This is a genomic window from Georgenia thermotolerans, assembly GCF_009193185.1.
In the GTDB taxonomy this organism is placed as follows: Bacteria; Actinomycetota; Actinomycetes; order Actinomycetales; family Actinomycetaceae; genus Georgenia; species Georgenia thermotolerans.
In genome coordinates this window covers 1-16,320 of sequence record NZ_VUKF01000020.1, presented here as the reverse complement: position 1 = coordinate 16,320, position 16,320 = coordinate 1, and the positions used below count along the sequence as shown (strand labels likewise).

At 75.4% G+C, this 16,320-nt stretch carries 14 protein-coding genes and 1 pseudogene; 6 read left to right on the top strand and 9 right to left on the bottom strand.

Features of this window, described 5'->3' with window-relative positions; translation table 11 throughout:
* Positions 1 to 23 precede the first annotated feature (23 nt).
* The 3 genes from GD970_RS10865 to GD970_RS10855 all read right to left on the bottom strand — a co-directional run bounded on the left by GD970_RS10865 (position 24) and on the right by GD970_RS10855 (position 2,658).
* Positions 24 to 764: a MerR family transcriptional regulator gene (locus GD970_RS10865; protein WP_152202912.1), complete on the bottom strand. Its 741-nt coding sequence runs from the start codon at positions 762 to 764 to the stop codon at positions 24 to 26.
* Positions 765 to 885: 121 nt separating this feature from the next.
* On the bottom strand, positions 886 to 2,217 hold the full coding sequence (gene fucP / locus GD970_RS10860; RefSeq protein WP_226925286.1) for an L-fucose:H+ symporter permease: 1,332 nt from the start codon (positions 2,215 to 2,217) through the stop codon (positions 886 to 888).
* A gap of 138 nt (positions 2,218 to 2,355) precedes the next feature.
* Entirely contained in the window at positions 2,356 to 2,658 is a 303-nt protein-coding gene (locus GD970_RS10855) for a putative quinol monooxygenase (protein WP_152202911.1), read from the bottom strand.
* A gap of 172 nt (positions 2,659 to 2,830) precedes the next feature.
* On the opposite strand from GD970_RS10855, the gene GD970_RS10850 reads away from it, so the two are divergent.
* Positions 2,831 to 3,763, top strand: a complete 933-nt coding sequence (locus GD970_RS10850; protein ID WP_152202910.1) for a carbohydrate kinase family protein — start codon at positions 2,831 to 2,833, stop codon at positions 3,761 to 3,763.
* Positions 3,764 to 3,766: 3 nt separating this feature from the next.
* Here the strand turns inward: GD970_RS10850 and GD970_RS10845 are convergent, their stop codons facing one another.
* From GD970_RS10845 to GD970_RS10830, 4 genes are all read right to left on the bottom strand, one after another.
* Positions 3,767 to 4,252, bottom strand: a complete 486-nt coding sequence (locus GD970_RS10845) for a hypothetical protein (RefSeq protein ID WP_152202909.1) — start codon at positions 4,250 to 4,252, stop codon at positions 3,767 to 3,769.
* 176 nt (positions 4,253 to 4,428) lie between these two features.
* Positions 4,429 to 5,472, bottom strand: coding sequence for a MaoC/PaaZ C-terminal domain-containing protein (locus GD970_RS10840; protein WP_226925285.1), 1,044 nt, complete (start codon positions 5,470 to 5,472; stop codon positions 4,429 to 4,431).
* Entirely contained in the window at positions 5,469 to 6,854 is a 1,386-nt protein-coding gene (locus GD970_RS10835) for a 3-oxoacyl-ACP reductase (protein WP_152202907.1), read from the bottom strand. Before GD970_RS10835 ends, GD970_RS10840 begins: the two co-directional genes overlap by 4 nt.
* The gene (locus GD970_RS10830; protein ID WP_152202906.1) at positions 6,851 to 8,254 is read right to left on the bottom strand and encodes an acetyl-CoA C-acetyltransferase; all 1,404 of its coding nucleotides are present in this window, start codon (positions 8,252 to 8,254) and stop codon (positions 6,851 to 6,853) included. The genes GD970_RS10835 and GD970_RS10830 overlap by 4 nt, the downstream gene beginning before the upstream one ends.
* A gap of 34 nt (positions 8,255 to 8,288) precedes the next feature.
* Here GD970_RS10830 and GD970_RS10825 point away from each other — a divergent pair, with 34 nt between their 5' ends.
* Positions 8,289 to 9,044, top strand: a complete 756-nt coding sequence (locus tag GD970_RS10825; RefSeq protein ID WP_226925283.1) for a TetR/AcrR family transcriptional regulator — start codon at positions 8,289 to 8,291, stop codon at positions 9,042 to 9,044.
* Between the two features lie 22 nt (positions 9,045 to 9,066).
* A complete protein-coding gene (locus GD970_RS10820; protein WP_152202905.1) occupies positions 9,067 to 11,214 on the top strand; it encodes an acyl-CoA dehydrogenase family protein in 2,148 nt (715 codons plus the stop codon).
* Positions 11,215 to 11,302: 88 nt separating this feature from the next.
* Here GD970_RS10820 and GD970_RS10815 read toward each other — a convergent pair whose 3' ends face one another.
* Positions 11,303 to 12,817, bottom strand: a complete 1,515-nt coding sequence (locus tag GD970_RS10815; protein WP_211489914.1) for a CYTH and CHAD domain-containing protein — start codon at positions 12,815 to 12,817, stop codon at positions 11,303 to 11,305.
* A 202-nt stretch (positions 12,818 to 13,019) separates the two neighbouring features.
* Between GD970_RS10815 and GD970_RS10810 the strand changes: the two genes are divergently transcribed.
* From GD970_RS10810 to GD970_RS10800, 3 genes are read left to right on the top strand one after another with little or no spacing between them, the layout of a single operon-like run.
* Positions 13,020 to 13,502, top strand: coding sequence for a cation:proton antiporter regulatory subunit (locus tag GD970_RS10810; RefSeq protein WP_152202903.1), 483 nt, complete (start codon positions 13,020 to 13,022; stop codon positions 13,500 to 13,502).
* 4 nt (positions 13,503 to 13,506) lie between these two features.
* Positions 13,507 to 14,664 carry a cation:proton antiporter gene (locus GD970_RS10805; protein WP_152202902.1) on the top strand — a complete coding sequence of 386 codons (1,158 nt, stop codon included), beginning with the start codon at positions 13,507 to 13,509 and terminating at the stop codon, positions 14,662 to 14,664.
* Between the two features lie 53 nt (positions 14,665 to 14,717).
* Positions 14,718 to 16,175, top strand: a complete 1,458-nt coding sequence (locus tag GD970_RS10800; protein WP_152202901.1) for a dihydrolipoyl dehydrogenase family protein — start codon at positions 14,718 to 14,720, stop codon at positions 16,173 to 16,175.
* Between the two features lie 13 nt (positions 16,176 to 16,188).
* Here the strand turns inward: GD970_RS10800 and GD970_RS10795 are convergent.
* A pseudogene (locus GD970_RS10795) lies at positions 16,189 to 16,320 on the bottom strand (IS481 family transposase); the annotation flags it as partial.

The following is a 16,320-nucleotide window of genomic DNA, read 5'->3' as shown; positions in this document are numbered from 1 at the left end:
GCCTCCGAGGGTACGGGGCGGCGTTACCGGTGCCGCTCGGCGTAGACGCGCATGGCGTCGCGCACGTAGCGCGCGCCGTCCTCGCCGCCGTAGTTGGCGGCGAAGCGCGGGTCGGCCACGTACATCTCGCCCAGTCCCAGGAAGTACTCCTGGGAGACGGCACCCGCCATCGGCCGGGCCAGCCACGCGTGGTGCCGGCGGACGACCTCCTGCACCTCGGCGGCGTCCGGGGCGAGGCCGCGGTCGCGGGCCCGGGCGTAGTCCGCCGCGATGTCCACGTGCCGCTGCCCGAAGGAGCGCTTCTCCTCGTCGGAGAGCCCGCGGTACCAACGGTCGCTCCGCGCGTAGGCCTCCCGGCCCCACCGCTGCTCGACCTCCTCGCGGTACTGGGTGTGGTCGAAGCCGTCGAACATCTCCTCGGCCATGAGTGGTCCACCTTCCTTGCGTCGTTCGATCGTTCGGGTCACGGACGTGATCTGCCGCTCCAGGCGGTCCCGCTCCTGCCGCAGCAGGGCCAGGTGCGTCTCGAGGGCGGCGACGACGTCGTGCTGGCCGGCGAGCACGTCGGCGATGGCCGGCAGGCCCAGCCCGAGCTCACGCAGCAGCAGGATCCGCTGCAGCCGGAGCAGGGCCGCCTCGTCGTAGTAGCGGTACCCGTTCGGGCCCGTGCGCGACGGCGCCAGCAGCCCGACGTCGCCGTAGTGCCGCAGCGTCCGGCTCGTCGTCGCGGTCGCCCGGGCGACCTCGCTGATCGACCATTCCATCGTCGTGCCCTCCGTCCGGGCACCAGCATGGCGGTTGACGCAGCGTCAAGGTCAACGCGGTGCGGCGGGCGCGCGCGGCGGCCGCGTCCCCGCCGGGCGGGGACGCGGCCGGCGTGGGGGCTCAGGCGTGGCTGGTCGCCACGGCGTGCTGCGTGCGGGCGGTGCGCAGGTCGAACAGGGCGTAGGCAGCGACGAAGGCCAGGCAGATCGCGGTGACGATGTAGGCGACGTTGGTGCTGGTCGCGTCCATCACCCGGCCCTGGACCAGCGGGAGCAGCGCGCCGCCGAGGATGGCCATGACGAGACCGGCGGCGCCGAACTTGGTGTCGTCGCCCAGGCCCTGCAGCGCGACGCCGTAGATGGTCGGGAACATCAGGGACAGCGAGACGGAGATCGCCACGACGGCGAAGAGGCCGACGAGGTTGGGCGAGAAGACCCCGATGAGGGCCAGAACCACGCCGAGTGTGCCCATCGCGAAGAGCAGCTTGGTCGGCCGGAAGATGCCGAGCAGGTACGTCATGACGAACCGGGCGATGAGGAAGAGGATGAGGCTGGCCTGGAGGAACCACCCGGAGCGGGCCACCGGGATCCCGACGACGTCCTGGGCGTACTGGATCGTGAACGTCCAGGTGCACACCTGGGCGGCGACGTTGAAGAACTGCGCCGCCACGCCGTACCGGTAGTGGGCGTTGTGCCACAGGCGCCCCAGGGCGCCCTTGCGCACCTCGGTCGCCTCGCTGCGCTCGGCCGGCGTCGTCATCTTCCGGAAGGCGATGAGCAGCCAGATGATCAGCAGCACCGCGGCGATGCCGGTGTAGGGCTTGAGCACGAGGCCCAGGTCGTGCTGCTGGGCCGCGTGCAGCTGGGCCGCGGCCATGTTCGCCTTCTGCGCCTCGGGGGTGATGCGCGGGAGGATGAGCAGGGCCCCCATGAGCACGCCGATGTTCGCCCCGACGGGGTTGAACGCCTGGGCGAGGTTGAGGCGCTGGGTGGCGTTCTGCTCGGGCCCCATGGCGATGACGAACGGGTTCGCCGAGGTCTCGAGGATGGACAGGCCGGAGGCGAGCACGAACAGCGCCAGGAGGAAGAAGCCGTACTGGAGCAGCTGGCTCGCGGGGATGAACAGGAACCCGCCGAGCGCGGCCAGCCCCAGGCCGGTGAGGACGCCGGTCTTGTAGCCGAAGCGCCGGTTGATGAAGGCGGCGGGGATGGCGAGGGAGAAGTAGGCGCCGTAGTAGGCGAACTGCACCAGCGCCGACTGGAAGTTCGACATCGTGAAGATGTGCCGGAAGACGCCGACGAGGACGTCGGTGAGGTTGGCCGCCGACCCCCACGCGGCGAAGCAGGTGATGAGGAGGGCGAAGGGGACGGCGAGACCCGGATAGACCAGCGACACCTTGCCGCTGGTGGTGCGCGCGATCGGTTGTTCCTGGGGAACGGCCATGTCCGCCATGTCGATCACCTGCCGTGTCGGGACACACGTCTACATGTGTCGCTCAAGCCGTGCGGCACCAGGTAAGCACCCCGGACCGGGTCCCGCCATCGGGGGACGGCGACGGGGGCGGCCCGACTTCTGGGTGACGGGGCGGCGCTACTTCTCGGTGAAGAAGCGCAGGTCGGACGGCTCGCGCAGCAGGTCCTCGAGGATCTTGTTGCCCTCGGTGTTGTACGGCTGGCGCATGTGCTCGTTCCAGTCCTCCCGGGAGCGGAACATCTCGAGCATCACCCAGTTGTCCGGGTCGTCCTCGGGCTGGACCAGGTGCATGAACACGCACCCGGGCTCCTCGAGCGTGTGGCGGCGCATGGACTGCAGCTGTGCCTCGGCCTCGGCCTTGCGGTCCGGGCGCGGCTTGATCGTCACCACGAGGAAGAGGGGACCGCCCTGCTCGCTCATGGCTCTTTCATACTCCTCGCCGGGCGTGCGCTCGCGTCGAGGCCCGTCCCCACTTGTGGCCACGCCGCGGCGACGCTCCCCGAGCGACGCGACCGAGCGGTCCTTATGCTGGGTACGCACGCTGCGCCCGGCGCGTCAAAGACGCGCGTCATCGTCCTCGCGAGGTGAAGCGATGTTCGTCGTGGTCGGGGAAGCACTGGTGGATCTCGTCGGGCAGCGCGGCGGACGCACCTGGGTCGCGCACCCCGGGGGCAGCCCCGCCAACGTCGCCCTCGGCCTCGCCCGCCTGGGCAACCCGGTCACCCTGGTCACGCGCCTCGGCCGCGACGCCTTCGGGGAGATGGTGCGCTCCCACCTCGAGGACAGCGGCGTGCAGGTCGACTCCGGGCCCGACGGCGAGGTCGCCACCAGCCTGGCCATCGCGACGCTCGCGGCCGGGGTCGCGACCTACGACTTCCGCATCGAGTGGGACCTCGGCGAGCTCGCGCCGCTGCCCGTGGAGGCCCGGTGCCTGCACACCGGCTCGCTCGCGACGGCGCTGACGCCCGGCAACGGGCCGGTGATCGACCTCATCGAGCGCGAGCGCGAACGCGGCCGGGCGACGATCTCCTACGACCCGAACGTGCGGCCGGCGCTGCTGGGGGCGCCCGCGGCGGCGCTGCCGGACATCGAGCGGCTCGTCGCCCTGGCCGACGTGGTCAAGGTGAGCGACGAGGACCTGCGCTGGCTCTACCCGGACCAGCCCGACGAGGAGGTCGCGCGCGCCTGGCTGGCCTCCGGCCCGGCGCTCGTGGTGATCACCCGCGGCGGCGAGGGCGTCTACGCCGTCACCCGGTCGCTGGAGGTCCGGCGCCCCGCCGTCCCCATCGACCTCGTCGACACCGTCGGCGCCGGGGACTCGTTCAGCTCCGGGCTGCTCGACGGGCTGCGCCGCGCCGACCTGCTCGGCGGCCCGCGCCGGGAGGCGCTGGCACAGGTCGACCGCGCGACCCTGCTGAGCATCGTCGACGCCGCGGCCATGGTCGCGGCGATCACCTGCTCGCGGCCCGGGGCGAACCCGCCCACCCGGGAGGAGCTCGACGCCGCGTTCGAGCGGCGCGTCTGACGCCTACGCCGCCGAGGTCACGTGCGTCACGGGCATGTGGAAGTGGTGCTCGAGACGGTGCGGGAGGTCCTGCCGCAGCCACTTCGACAGGTGCTCGGGCAGCGTGGCGACGATGATCTCGTCGAACTGGCGGCCCCGCAGCGCGTGCTTCACGGCCCGGACCGGGTCGGCGTCCCCCACCTCGCCGCCGACCTTGATGGAGTGGGCCGCGAACTGCTGCACCGCGGTGTCGAGCCGGGCCTGCGCCACCGCGCGGTCGTGCTCGGGGTCCGGGATGGAGGCCACGCCGCCCATCGTCGGCATGGGCGGGGGCACCGGCGCGAGCTCGACCAGGTGCGTGGCGGGGACGACGAACCAGAAGTCCGCGGGCCCCGCGGCCGTCCGCTCCTGGATCGCCTCGGTCAGCTCGCGCCGCCCGAGCGTCTGGTAGGCGACGACCAGGTAGTGCCGTGCCGGCGCGGTCCCCGCCGGTGTGCTGCTCTCACTCATGGCGTCCTCGCTCCCGTGAGACAGGCTCGCCGGGCCGGCCGCCCGGTCGACACCTGCAGAATATCGCCGGACGGCGCGCCCCGCCCGCGCGCTGTCCACCGCTCGTCCACAGGCGCGGGCGCACGCCTGTGCAGATGTGCACAACCCTGTGGACGAAGACGGTGGACAACCGCTCCTCAGGCGGTGGTGACGGTCCCCGTCAGGTGTGCCTTGCGGCTGCGCGGGGACCATGCCGCGTACCGCAGCTCGGCCCCGTCGTGCACGACGGCGAAGGCCACGGTGGCGGGCAGCAGCACCGGCTTGGCGAACTCCACGGTCCACGTCAGCGCCCCGGCGCGCACGGCGGTCCCGGCCAGTGCCCGCGCCGCGGTGTACATCCCGTGCGCGATGGGGCGCGGGAAGCCGAACAGCCGCGCCCCGAGCCGGCTGACGTGGATGGGGTTGCGGTCCCCGGAGACGGTGGCGTAGCGCCTGCCGGTGTCCGCCGGCAGCCGCCACACGGCGGTCGCCGCGGTGGGCAGCGCCGGCCGCGGCCGGGCGTCGGCCGGCGCGGCGGGCAGGTCGGGCAGCCGGCGGCGGGCGAGGTAGGTCGAGACGCCGCGCCACACCTGCTCCCCGCCGGCGTCGACCGTGACGGCGAGATCCACCAAGGTGCCCTTGGCGTGCGAGCGGACGCCCTCGGCCCAGGCCCGCACGGTCACCGCCTCGCCCAGCCGCAGCGCGCGGCGCTGCTCGACCCGGTTGGCGGTGTGCACCATCCCGATCGCCGGCAGCGGGAAGTCCGGCCGGACCATGACGGCCATCGCGAGGGGGAAGGCGAGCACGTGCACGTAGCCGGGCGGCAGGTCGTCGGTGCCGGGCACGCCCAGCAGGTGCTGGTAGTCGGCCAGCTGGGTCGGGTCGGCGCGCACGTCGTCGACCCGCAGGACGACCTTGGGCAGGCCGCGCCGGGCCAGCGGCCGGGAGGTGAGCACGAGCGCCCGGCTGCGCCCCACGGCCTGGGCGTACAGCCGCCCCAGCGCGGGCATCCGCGCCAGGACCTCCTCGCGGTAGCCGGCCGGCGGGTGCCGGTCCGGCCCCACGCCGGCCGCGCCCGCGCCCGCGTCGTCCAGGTCCGCGCCGGTCCCGGCCCTGCCCGTGCCCGCGCCGGCCGCCGGCACCGCCGTGTCCGCGGCGCCGGCCCCCGTCGAGGCCGGGGCCCCGCCCCGCCGCGGGCTCACTGGCCCACCATGAGCTGGCCGCACACCCGCAGTACCTGCCCGTTGATCCCGCCCGCCTGCGGCGACGCGAGGAACGCGATGGCCTCGGCGACGTCCACCGGCTGCCCGCCCTGCTGCAGGGAGCTGCCGCGGCGGGAGATCTCCCGCGGCACGGGCGGGATGGAGGCGGTCATGTCGGTCTCGATGAAGCCCGGCGCCACCGCGTTCGCGGTGCCGCCGGCCGCCGCCAGCGGGGCCGCCAGCGCCCTGGTCATCCCGATGATGCCCGCCTTGGCCGCGCCGTAGTTGGTCTGGCCGCGGTTGCCGGCGATGCCCGAGGTCGACGCGAGGGAGATGATCCGCGGCGCGGCCCCCTGCCCGCCCAGCGTGCCGGGCGCGGCGAAGGTCTCGTTCATCCGCAGCGGGGCGGTGATGTTCACCGCCAGCAGGCCCTCGAACCGGTCCGCCGTCATGTTCGCGAGCAGCTTGTCGCGCAGGATCCCGGCGTTGTGGACGACGACGTCGAGGTGGCCGTAGCGCTCGCGGGCCGCGGCGAGGATCCGCGCGGCGGCGTCGGGCGCGGTGATGTCCAGCTGCAGCGCCGTGCCGCGCACCTCGTTCATCACCGCCGCCAGCGACTCCCCGGCCGCGGGCACGTCCACCCCGAGCACGTGGGCGCCGTCGCGGGCGAGCACCCGGGCGGTGGCCGCCCCGATGCCGCGGGCCGCGCCGGTGACCACCGCGACGACGCCGTCCAGCGGGCGCGCCCAGTCGGCCGGCTCGGCGCCGCCGGCGCCGACGGGCAGCAGCTGGCCGTCGACGAAGGCCGAGCGCGCCGACAGCAGGAAGCGCAGCCCGCCGCGCACCGACGGCGCGCCGACCTCCACGTCCTCGGCGAGGACCAGCCCGTTGGCGGTGGCCCCCGCCCGCATCTCCTTGGCGAGGGAACGCAGGAAGCCGTCCACGCCCTGCCGGGCGGCGGCCACGGCGGGGTCGCTAGCGCCGGCCCCGCCGGCCGGCGGGGCGGGGCGCGAGAGCGTGACCACCCGGGCGCCGGCGGCCATCTGCTTGAGCGCCGGGGTGAGCGCGAGCGCGGGGGCGGCCAGCTGGGCCGGGTGGGTCAGCCCGGTGAGGACGACGACGACCGCGCCCCAGCGGGCGTGGTCGCCCAGCCGCAGGGCGCGGTGGACGTCGAGGTCCCAGCCCAGCAGCCCCTCGGCGACCGCGTCGGCGTCGGCGGTGGAGGCCTCGTCGGACAGGACCAGCACGGGCCCGGGCGTCAGCGGCCGGTCCACCGCGGCGGGGTCGGTCCGGCGCAGCCGCACCGGGCGGGGCAGGCCGAGCTTCTTGGCGATGGTGGCGGGCACCCCGCCGCTGACGAGCTGGAGGTAGGTGTCGCTCACGCCGCCTCCAGGATCATGGTCACGGCCTGCCCGCCGGCCGCGCACACCGAGATGAGGCCGCGGGCCGGCTCGCCCGGCCGGACCTGGGACTCGCCGCGCTCGTGCAGCAGCTTGGCCAGGGTGCCGACGATCCGCCCCCCGGTGGCGGCGAAGGGGTGCCCGGCGGCCAGGGAGGAGCCGGTGACGTTGAGGCGCTCGCGGTCCACGGGGCCCAGCGGGGCGCCCAGGCCGTTGCGGGCGGCGAAGTCCTCGTCCTCGAACGCGGCGAGGGTGGCGAGCACGGTGGCGGCGAAGGCCTCGTGGATCTCGACGAAGTCGAAGTCCGCCAGGCTCATCCGCTGCCGGCTCAGCAGCCGCGGGACGGCGTACGCCCCGCCCATGAGCAGCCCCTCGGTGCCGGTGACGAAGTCCACCGCGCCGGCCTGGGCGTCGACGACGTGGGCGAGCACGGGCAGGCCCCGGGCCTCGGCCCACGCGTCGGAGGCGAGCAGCACGGTGGAGGCGCCGTCGGACAGCGGCGTGGAGTTGCCCGCGGTCATGGTCGCCTCCGTGCCGTCGGCGCTGTGCTTGCCGAAGACCGGCTTGAGCTTGGCGAGCTTCTCCAGCGAGGTGTCCGGGCGCAGGGACTCGTCCCGGTTCAGGCCCCGGTAGGGGGTGAGCAGGTCGTCGAAGAAGCCGCGCTCGTAGGCGGCGGCGAGGCGCTGGTGGGAGGCCAGGGCGAGGGCGTCCTGGTCCTGGCGGGAGATGCCCCACCGCGCCGTCGTCAGCGCCTGGTGCTCGCCCATGCTCAGCCCCGTGCGCGGCTCGGCGACGTCGGGCGCGACCGGCAGCAGGTCCTTGGGCCGCACCGCGGCCAGCGCCCGGAGGCGGTCGGGCACGGTCCTGGCGCGGGAGGCCTTGAGGATGGCCCGGCGCAGCGGCTCGGAGACCACGATCGGGGCGTCCGAGGCGGAGTCGACCCCGCCACCCACGCCGACCTCGGCCTGGCCCAGGGCGATCTTGTTGGCCACGCCGATGATCGCCTCGAGCCCGGTGCCGCAGGCGCGCTGGACGTCGTAGGCCGGGGTGCGCGGGTCGAGGGAGGAGCCCAGCAGCGACTCCCGGGCGAGGTTGAAGTTCTTGGGGTGCTTGAGCACGGCGCCGGCGGCGATCTCGTCGAGCCGCTCCCCGGCCAGCCCGAACCGGGCCACCAGGCCCTCGAGCGCGGCGGTGAGCATGTCCTGGTTCGAGGCGCTGGCGTACCTGCTCCCGGCCTTGGCGAACGGGATCCGGTTGGACCCGACGATCGCCGCGCGGGCCGGCGCACCGTCGGTCTGGGGGGATGGAGTCACGTCGTCGTCCTCTTCCTGCAGCGGGTGCGGTGCGGACGGGCCGAAGGTCCTGCGCGGTCCGGGCACCATTGCGGTACCGACAGTACCTGATACTGTCGGTATCGTGATACCCGTCACAGACGACGACCTCGCCCCCGCCTCACCCCGCGCCGGCGACGAGCCCGCCACCCGTGCCGACGAGATGACGGCGGACGGGCGTGCCACCCGCTGGGCCGGGCACCGCACCTCCCGCCGCACCGAGCTGGTGCGGGCGGCCCGGCGGGCCGTGCACCGGCTGGGCCCGGACCTGTCGATGGAGGAGATCGCCTCCGAGATCGGCACCTCGAAGTCCATCCTGTACCGCTACTTCACCGACAAGACCGGCCTGCAGACCGCCGTCGGGCACGCGGTCCTCGAGCGCATGCGCGCCGCGCTGGAGGAGGCGGCCGAGCGGGCGGGCGGCCCGCGCGAGCAGATCACCGCGATGGTGACCGTCTACCTCGAGATGGTGGCGTCCTCGCCGCACGTGTACACCTTCGTCACCCGCCCCGAGGGCACCTCCCAGGCGGGGGAGCTGCGCGGCTTCGTCGCCGAGGTCAACGACCTCGTGGCCGGCTCGCTGCTGCCCGCGCTGCGCGGCGGCGAGGGCGCCGACCTGGACGACGAGACCCTCGCCGTGGCCCAGCTGTGGGCCTCCGGCGTGGTCGGCCTCGTGCGCGGGGCCGCCGAGCGGTGGGTCGGCGAGCAGGTCGACGACGCCGCGGCGGGCGTCGACGCCGCCCTCGCCCGCATGACCCAGCAGGAGCTCGCCGCCCACCTGGCGGCCTGGCTGTGGGACGGCGCCGTCGGCGTCACCCGCCGGGCCCGCCGCCGTACCTGACACCCACGAGGGGAACCGCAGCATGAGCACCACGACCACACCCGAGGGCACGGCCACCCAGGCCCGCACCGCCGTCGTGCCGTCCGCGCCCACCCCGCCCGGCCCCGGCCCGGCCGGCGACGGGCGGCTCGACGTCGAGACGCTCGGCCGCCTGCTCGACGGCCGGTGGGCGGACCTGCGGCGCGCCTCCCGGGACCTGGCCCTCGAGCCCGCCTTCAAGAAGGTCGAGGGCCTGCCGCTGGCCGAGCACCGCGAGCGCACGCTCGGCCAGCTGCGCACCCTCGCGACGCGGGGCGTGGTCCACCGGGCCTACCCCGTGGCGCTCGGCGGGTCGGACGACCCCGGCGGCAACCTCGCCTCCTTCGAGGAGCTCGCGGTGGTCGACCCGTCGCTGCAGATCAAGGCCGGCGTGCAGTGGGGGCTGTTCGGCGCCGCGGTTCTGCACCTGGGCACCGCCGAGCACCACGCCCGGCTGCTGCCGGGCATCCTGGACCTGAGCGTGCCGGGCTGCTTCGCCATGACCGAGGTCGGGCACGGCTCGGACGTCGCCTCGCTGGCGACCACCGCCGTCTACGACCCGGACACCGAGGAGTTCGTCCTCCACACGCCCATCGCCGCGGCCCGCAAGGAGTACCTCGGCAACGCCGGGCAGCACGGCACGGCCGCCGTCGTCTTCGCCCAGCTCATCAGCGGCGGCGTCAACCACGGGGTGCACGCCTTCTACGTGCCCATCCGCGAGGTCGGCCCCGACGGGACGCTGACGTACCTGCCCGGCGTGGACGGGCGCGACGACGGCCTCAAGGGCGGCCTCAACGGCGTCGACAACGGCCAGCTGTGGTTCGACCACGTGCGCGTGCCGCGGGTGAACCTGCTCAACCGCTACGGCGACGTCGCCGCCGACGGCAGCTACACCTCGCCCATCGCCAGCCCCGGCCGCCGCTTCTTCACCATGCTCGGCACCCTCGTCCAGGGGCGGGTCTCCCTCTCCGGCGCCGGGGTGAGCGTGGCGAAGGCGGCGCTGGCCATCGCGGTGACCTACGGGCTGGAGCGGCGCCAGTTCACCGGCGCCGACGAGCACGAGGAGGTCGTCCTGCTGGACTACCAGCAGCACCAGCGCCGCCTGCTGCCGCTGCTGGCGCGGACCTACGCCGCCGCCTTCGCCCACCACGAGCTGCTCGAGCGGTTCGACGACGTCTTCTCCGGCGCCCACGACACCGACGCCGACCGCCAGGACCTCGAGACCCTCGCCGCGGCCGCCAAGCCGCTGACCACGTGGCTGGCCCTCGAGGCGCTGCAGGAGGCCCGGGAGGCCTGCGGCGGCGCGGGCTTCCTCGCGGAGAACCGCCTGGTGGGCCTGCGCCAGGACATGGACGTCTACGTCACCTTCGAGGGCGACAACAACGTCCTGCTCCAGCTCGTCGGCAAGCGGCTGCTCACCGACTACGGCAAGGGCCTGGCCAAGGTCGACATCGCCGGCGCCGCCCGGTTCGTGGCCGCCCGCGCCGCCGACATGACGCTGCACCGCACCCCGCTGCGCCGCGCCGCCCAGTCGATCCGTGACTCCGGCTCCCGGGCCCGCTCGGCCGGGCACCTGCGCGAGGCCGACGCCCAGCGCGAGCTCCTCGAGGACCGGGTGGAGGCCATGGTCGCGGAGATCGCCCAGGCGCTGCGCCCGGCCCGCAAGGCCGGCCCCGCCCAGGCCGCCGCCCTGTTCAACGCCCACCAGCACGAGCTCATCGAGGCCGCCCGCGCCCACGGCGAGCTGTTGCAGTGGGAGGCGTTCACCGCGGCCCTGCCGCGGGTGCGTGACCCGCGCACCCGCGAGGTCCTCACCACCCTGCGCGACCTGTTCGGGCTGACCCTCATCGAGAAGAACCTCGCCTGGTACCTCATGAACGGGCGGCTGACGGCGCAGCGGGCCAAGACGGTGACCAGCTACGTCGACCGGCTGCTGGTGCGGCTGCGCCCGCACGCCCGCGAGCTGGTCGAGGCGTTCGGGTACACCCCGGCCCACCTGGGCGCCACGATCGCCGCCGGGGTGGAGGGCGAGCGCCAGCGCGAGGCACGAGAGTACTTCCGCCGGCTGCGCGCCGCCGGGCTCGAACCGGTCAACGAGAAGGAGCTGCACGCCAGCCAGCAGAAGTCCGGCCTCGCCGCGCCGCCCGACTGACCCCCGCGCGAGACGTCAAGTAGTGCATGAGGCGTCAAGTAGTGCGCGAGGCGTCAAGAAGTGCGCGAGACGTCACGAAGCGCGGGCGTCACGAGCAGAGCGGCCGCACCCTCTTCAGCGCCCGCTTCCACCCCCGGCCCAGGCACGCCACCTGCGCCTCGGCGACGCCGGTCTCCTGCTGGTAGGCCACGCCCAGGGTGAGCCCGGTCGCGCCGGCGGTGGTGCCCTGGCCGGCCGCCCGGGCCAGGTGCTCTCGGGCGACCACGGCGTCCTGGAACTCGCCGAGGAGGTCCTGCAGGTCGTCGAGGCGGTTCAGCGCGCGCCCGGCCTTCTTCGGCGCCAGCGGCTCGGCCACCTCCACGGCGTAGCGCAGCCGCTTCGCGGCCTTGCGAACCCGGTGCACGGCCGCGTCCCGTTCCGCCGGGGCGGGCGCGGCCTCGACGTCGCGGAGCCGGCCGGTGACCTTCTTCGTCAGCCGCCGCAGCGGACGGGCCACGTCGCCCCGGCGGAGGTCGCGGCCGTCAGGCCCGGCGAGGTCGCCGACGAGCGCCTCGAGGTCGCCGAGGAGGCCGAGGTACCGCTCGGAGTCGAGGGCGGCGACGACGTGCTCGCGCGCCGCGGCGCCCCGCTCGTCGAAGTAGGCCTCCAGGCACGCCGGCGCGGTCTCGTGGCCCGGCGCGGCGATCGCGGCGACGCGCGCGGCGAGGCGGGCGCGCTGGACCTCGACGTCGCGGGCCTCGCTCAGCCGGTGCCCGAGCCACCGCAGCTCGTCCTCCAGGGCGTCGGCCCGCTCCGCCAGGCCCACCACCGGGGCGTAGGCGCGCAAGGCGCTGCGCAGGCGCCGGCTCGCCTTGCGCATCGCGTGGACGGACTCGGGGACGTCGCGCCGGACCCCGACGTCAGCGAGCACCAGGTGCTCCAGCTCGCGCCGCAGGTACCCGCGCAGCACGCCCTCCTGGGCGGGCGGGGCCGGCAGCGCCGAGCCGTCGGCCGCGCTGACCGCGTGGTGCAGCTTGGAGGGGGAGGCGGACCGTTCGATGCCGGCGGCGGCGAGCCGGGCGCTCAGCACGTCGGCCACGGCCCCGTCGCCCACGACGTCCTCGACCTCGATCTCCCGCCACCGCTGGGCGCCGGCATGCCCGCCGACGACGGCGCGCACGCGGTCCTCGACCACCTCGGCCTGCGGGCGGCCGCCGGCGTCGACGAGCTCGCGGCGCAGACGCTCGGTGGTGATGTGCGCGACCGGGACCAGCGGCTCGCGACGCGTCACCCCCGTGAGGAGTTCCACCAGCGGCTCCGGCGGGCCGGTCCCGGCGGCCAGGCCCAGCCGCACCTCCGTGCGCGCCGGGGCGCCGCCGGCGCCGGTGCCGGCGGGGATCTTCAGGTGCCAGCCCGCGTCGGGCCCGCCCTCACGCCGGCGCAGGGTCACCCCGAGGCGCAGCAGCCGCAGGTCACGCGTGTCGAAGTACTGGGCCGTGAGGGTGTCCACGGACGGCGGGCGGGCGGTGGCGGGCAGCCCGTCGGGCGGGGGGAGTGACTGCCCAGGTCGGAGCACGTACTTGCGTTCGACCTCCGGCACCGACACCGGTTCCGTCCCGCTCACGATGTGCCTCCCGGGGCCCGGCGACCGGGCACCGCCGCCAGGCCGCCGATGACGGCATCGTCCCAGAGGACGCCGCGTCCCGAAAGCGGGCGGCCGCGTCGGCGGGGGCAGGTGGGCAGGCGGGCGCTCCCGGCGCTCGCGGCCGGTCACGGGCGGCACCCGAAGCCGCGCAGGAGCGGCCGCGCGGTGGAAGCATGGCGCCGTGGACGTCGTCGAGACGCTCTTGCCCGGGGTCGGCATCCGCTACGAGCTGACCACCCGCTCGGGGGTGCTCCTGGGGTTCGTCGTGCGCCGCGACGGCCCCGTCGAGGTCGCGGTGTACGACCCGGAGGACCCGGACCGTGCCCGGGAGGTCCTGCACCTGGACGCCGACGAGGCGGACGCCGTCGCCGAGGTCCTCGGTGCGCCCCGGGTGGCCCAGCGCTTCGCCGACATCTCCAAGGAGATCCCCGGGCTGCACTCCGCCCGGCTGGCGGTGCCGGCCGGCTCGCGGTTCGCCGACCGCCCCCTCGGCGCCACCCGGGCGCGCACGGTCACCGGGTGCTCCGTGGTGGCGATCGTGCGCGACGCCGACGTGGTCGCCGCCCCCGGCCCCGAGGAGGTGCTGCGGGCGGGCGACATCCTCGTGGTGCTCGGCTCCGAGGAGGGCCTCGAGCGGCTCGGCGCCCTGCTGACCGAGCATTAGACCGATGTCCGGCGTCAGCGCGCTGCTCCTCGAGCTCGGCGCGCTGTTCCTCGGGCTCGCCCTCCTGGGCCTGCTGGCCCGCCGGCTCGGGCTGTCCCCGATCCCGCTCGTCCTGCTCGCCGCGCTCGCGCTGGGGGACGGCGGCCTCGTCACCCTGCGGCAGGCGCGCCCGTTCGTCGAGACGGCCGCCGAGATCGGCCTGGTCATGCTCCTGCTCACCCTGGGCCTGGAGTTCTCCTCCGCCGAGCTGGTCTCCTCCATCCGGCGCCACTCGCCCTCGGGGCTGGTGGACCTGCTCCTCAACGCCCCGCCGGGGTTCCTCGCCGGGCTCGTCCTCGGGCTGCCCTGGCCCGGCGCCCTCGCGCTGGCCGGGATCACCTGGGTGTCCTCCTCCGGGATCATCGCCCGGCTGCTCGGCGACCTCGACCGCCTCGCCAACCGGGAGACCCCGGCGGTGCTCTCCGTGCTCGTGCTCGAGGACGTCGCCATGGCCCTGTTCCTGCCGCTGCTCGCCGTCGTGCTGGCCAAGGCCGACCTGCTGCACGCGGCCGCCGGCGTCGCCCTCGCGCTCGGCGCGGTGCTCCTCGTGCTGCGCGCCGCCCACCGCCACGGGCACCGCCTCTCCCGGCTGCTGGCCCACCCCGACGACGAGCAGGTGCTGCTGCGCCTGCTCGCCCTGACCCTGCTCGTGGCGGGCCTGACCCAGGCCCTCGGCGCGTCCGCCGCGGTGGGGGCCTTCCTCGTCGGCCTCGCCGTCCCGGCCTCCTTCGCCGACCGGGCCCGCACGATCCTCGGCCCCCTGCGGGACCTGTTTGCCGCGACCTTCTTCGTCGCGTTCGGCATGACCATCGACGCCGGCGCCGTGTGGCCGGTGCTGCCCGCGGTGCTGGTGCTCGCCGCCGTCACGGCCGCGACGAAGGTCGCCACCGGCTGGTACGCCGCGCGGCGCGACCGGGTGGGCCGCGCCGGGCGGATGCGCGCCGGGACCGCGCTGATCGCGCGGGGGGAGTTCTCGGTGGTCATCGCCGGGCTCGCGACGGCGGCCGGGCTCGGGCAGGTGGGACCGGTGGCCGCGGGGTACGTGCTCGTGCTGGCGGTGGTCGGCCCGATCCTCGCGCGGGTGGCGGACCCGATCTCGGCCCGCCTCCTGCCCCGGCGCTGACGGCCCCCGCGCCCCTGTTGCGCCCCCGCCCCGCGGGCAAGAGGCTCAGGGGCATGAGCGAGGCAGCGTCAGACCAGACCGTCGACGTCGTCGTCATCGGTGCGGGTGCCGTCGGCGAGGTCGCCGCTGGCTACGTCCGCCAGGGGGGCCTGTCGGTGGCGCTGGTCGAGCAGGCCCTGGTGGGCGGGGAGTGCTCGTACTACGCCTGCATGCCCTCCAAGGCCCTGCTGCGCCCCGGGCAGGCGGTCGCCGCCGCCCGGGCCGTGGGGGGCACCGACACCGCCGTCACCGGGCCGCTGGACGCCTCCGCGGTGCTCGCGCGGCGCACCACCTTCACCCACGACTGGGACGACAGCAGCCAGGTGCGCTGGGCGGTCGGCGAGGGCGTGGACGTCGTGCGGGGCACCGCCCGGCTGGCGGGGGAGCGGGAGGTCGTCGTGGCCGACGCCGACGGCGAGGAACGCCGCCTGCGCGCCCGCCACGCCGTCGTCCTCGCCACCGGCTCGACGCCGTCGACCCCGCCCATCCCCGGCCTGGAGCGCACCCGGCACTGGACCACCCGGGACGCCACCTCCGCCGACCACGTGCCGCCGCGGCTCGTGGTCATCGGCGCCGGCGTCGCCGGGTGCGAGCTCGCGCTGGCCTACGTCCGGCTCGGCGCGGCGGTCACGGTCGTGGCTCGTTCTCAGGTCCTGCCGATGTACCCGTTCCGGGCGGGCGGGATGGTCGCGCGCGGGCTGTCCCTGGCCGGGGCGGACGTGCGCACGGAGGTCGAGACGACCTCGATCGAGCGGCCGGACGGGCCCGACGAGCCCGCCATCATCCGCCTCTCCGACGGCCACACCATGGTCGCCGAGGAGGTGCTCGTGGCCACCGGACGCCGGCCCCGCACCCGCGGGCTCGGCCTCGAGACGATCGGGCTCGACGTCCCCGACGGGCGCCCTCTCGAGGTGGACGACTCCGGGCGGGTCACGGCGCTCGCGGACGGGTGGCTCTACGCCGTCGGCGACGTCACCGGCCGGGCGCCGCTGACCCACCAGGGCAAGTACGCCGCCCGCATGACCGGCGACGCCATCGTCGCCCGGGCCCGCGGGGAGGCGGCCGACCCCCGCCCCTGGTCGCCCTACGCCGCCACCGCCGACCACGCCGCGGTCCCGCAGGTGGTCTTCACCGACCCCGAGCTGGCGCAGGTGGGGCTCACCGAGCGGGAGGCGCGCGAGCGCGGCCACCGGGTGCGGACGGCGGAGGTGGACCTCTACGACGTCGCCGGCGCCTCGATCCTCGCCGACCACTACTCAGGCTGGGCCCAGCTCGTCATCGACGACGAGCGCGACGTCGTCCTCGGCGCGATCTTCGTGGGCCAGGACGTCGCCGAGCTCCTCCACGCCGCCACCATCGCCGTCGTGGGGGAGGTGCCGCTGGACCGGCTCTGGCACGCGGTGCCGGCCTACCCGACGCTGAGCGAGGCGTGGCTGAAGCTGCTCGAGGTGGACCGGGCGCGCACCGCGTAGCGCCGGGCGTCCCCTAGCTGTACTGCCCCGCCAGGTTGGGTACGCGATCGGCGGGTGAGGCGCCCTTCAGGGCGGTGTGGCCGCGGTGGTGATTGTAGTGATGCAGGAAGCGCTCGTAAGCGGCCACGCGTTCGGCCTCTGAGGT

Excerpts from the sequence above, each read along its gene's own strand:
- GD970_RS10865 (WP_152202912.1), bottom strand. The coding sequence starts at position 764 with ATGGAATGGTCGATCAGCGAGGTCGCCCGGGCGACCGCGACGACGAGC.
- fucP (WP_226925286.1), bottom strand. The coding sequence starts at position 2,217 with ATGGCGGACATGGCCGTTCCCCAGGAACAACCGATCGCGCGCACCACC.
- GD970_RS10855 (WP_152202911.1), bottom strand. The coding sequence starts at position 2,658 with ATGAGCGAGCAGGGCGGTCCCCTCTTCCTCGTGGTGACGATCAAGCCG.
- GD970_RS10850 (WP_152202910.1), top strand. The coding sequence starts at position 2,831 with ATGTTCGTCGTGGTCGGGGAAGCACTGGTGGATCTCGTCGGGCAGCGC.
- GD970_RS10845 (WP_152202909.1), bottom strand. The coding sequence starts at position 4,252 with ATGAGTGAGAGCAGCACACCGGCGGGGACCGCGCCGGCACGGCACTAC.
- GD970_RS10830 (WP_152202906.1), bottom strand. The coding sequence starts at position 8,254 with ATGGTGCCCGGACCGCGCAGGACCTTCGGCCCGTCCGCACCGCACCCG.
- GD970_RS10820 (WP_152202905.1), top strand. The coding sequence starts at position 9,067 with ATGAGCACCACGACCACACCCGAGGGCACGGCCACCCAGGCCCGCACC.
- GD970_RS10805 (WP_152202902.1), top strand. The coding sequence starts at position 13,507 with ATGTCCGGCGTCAGCGCGCTGCTCCTCGAGCTCGGCGCGCTGTTCCTC.
- GD970_RS10800 (WP_152202901.1), top strand. The coding sequence starts at position 14,718 with ATGAGCGAGGCAGCGTCAGACCAGACCGTCGACGTCGTCGTCATCGGT.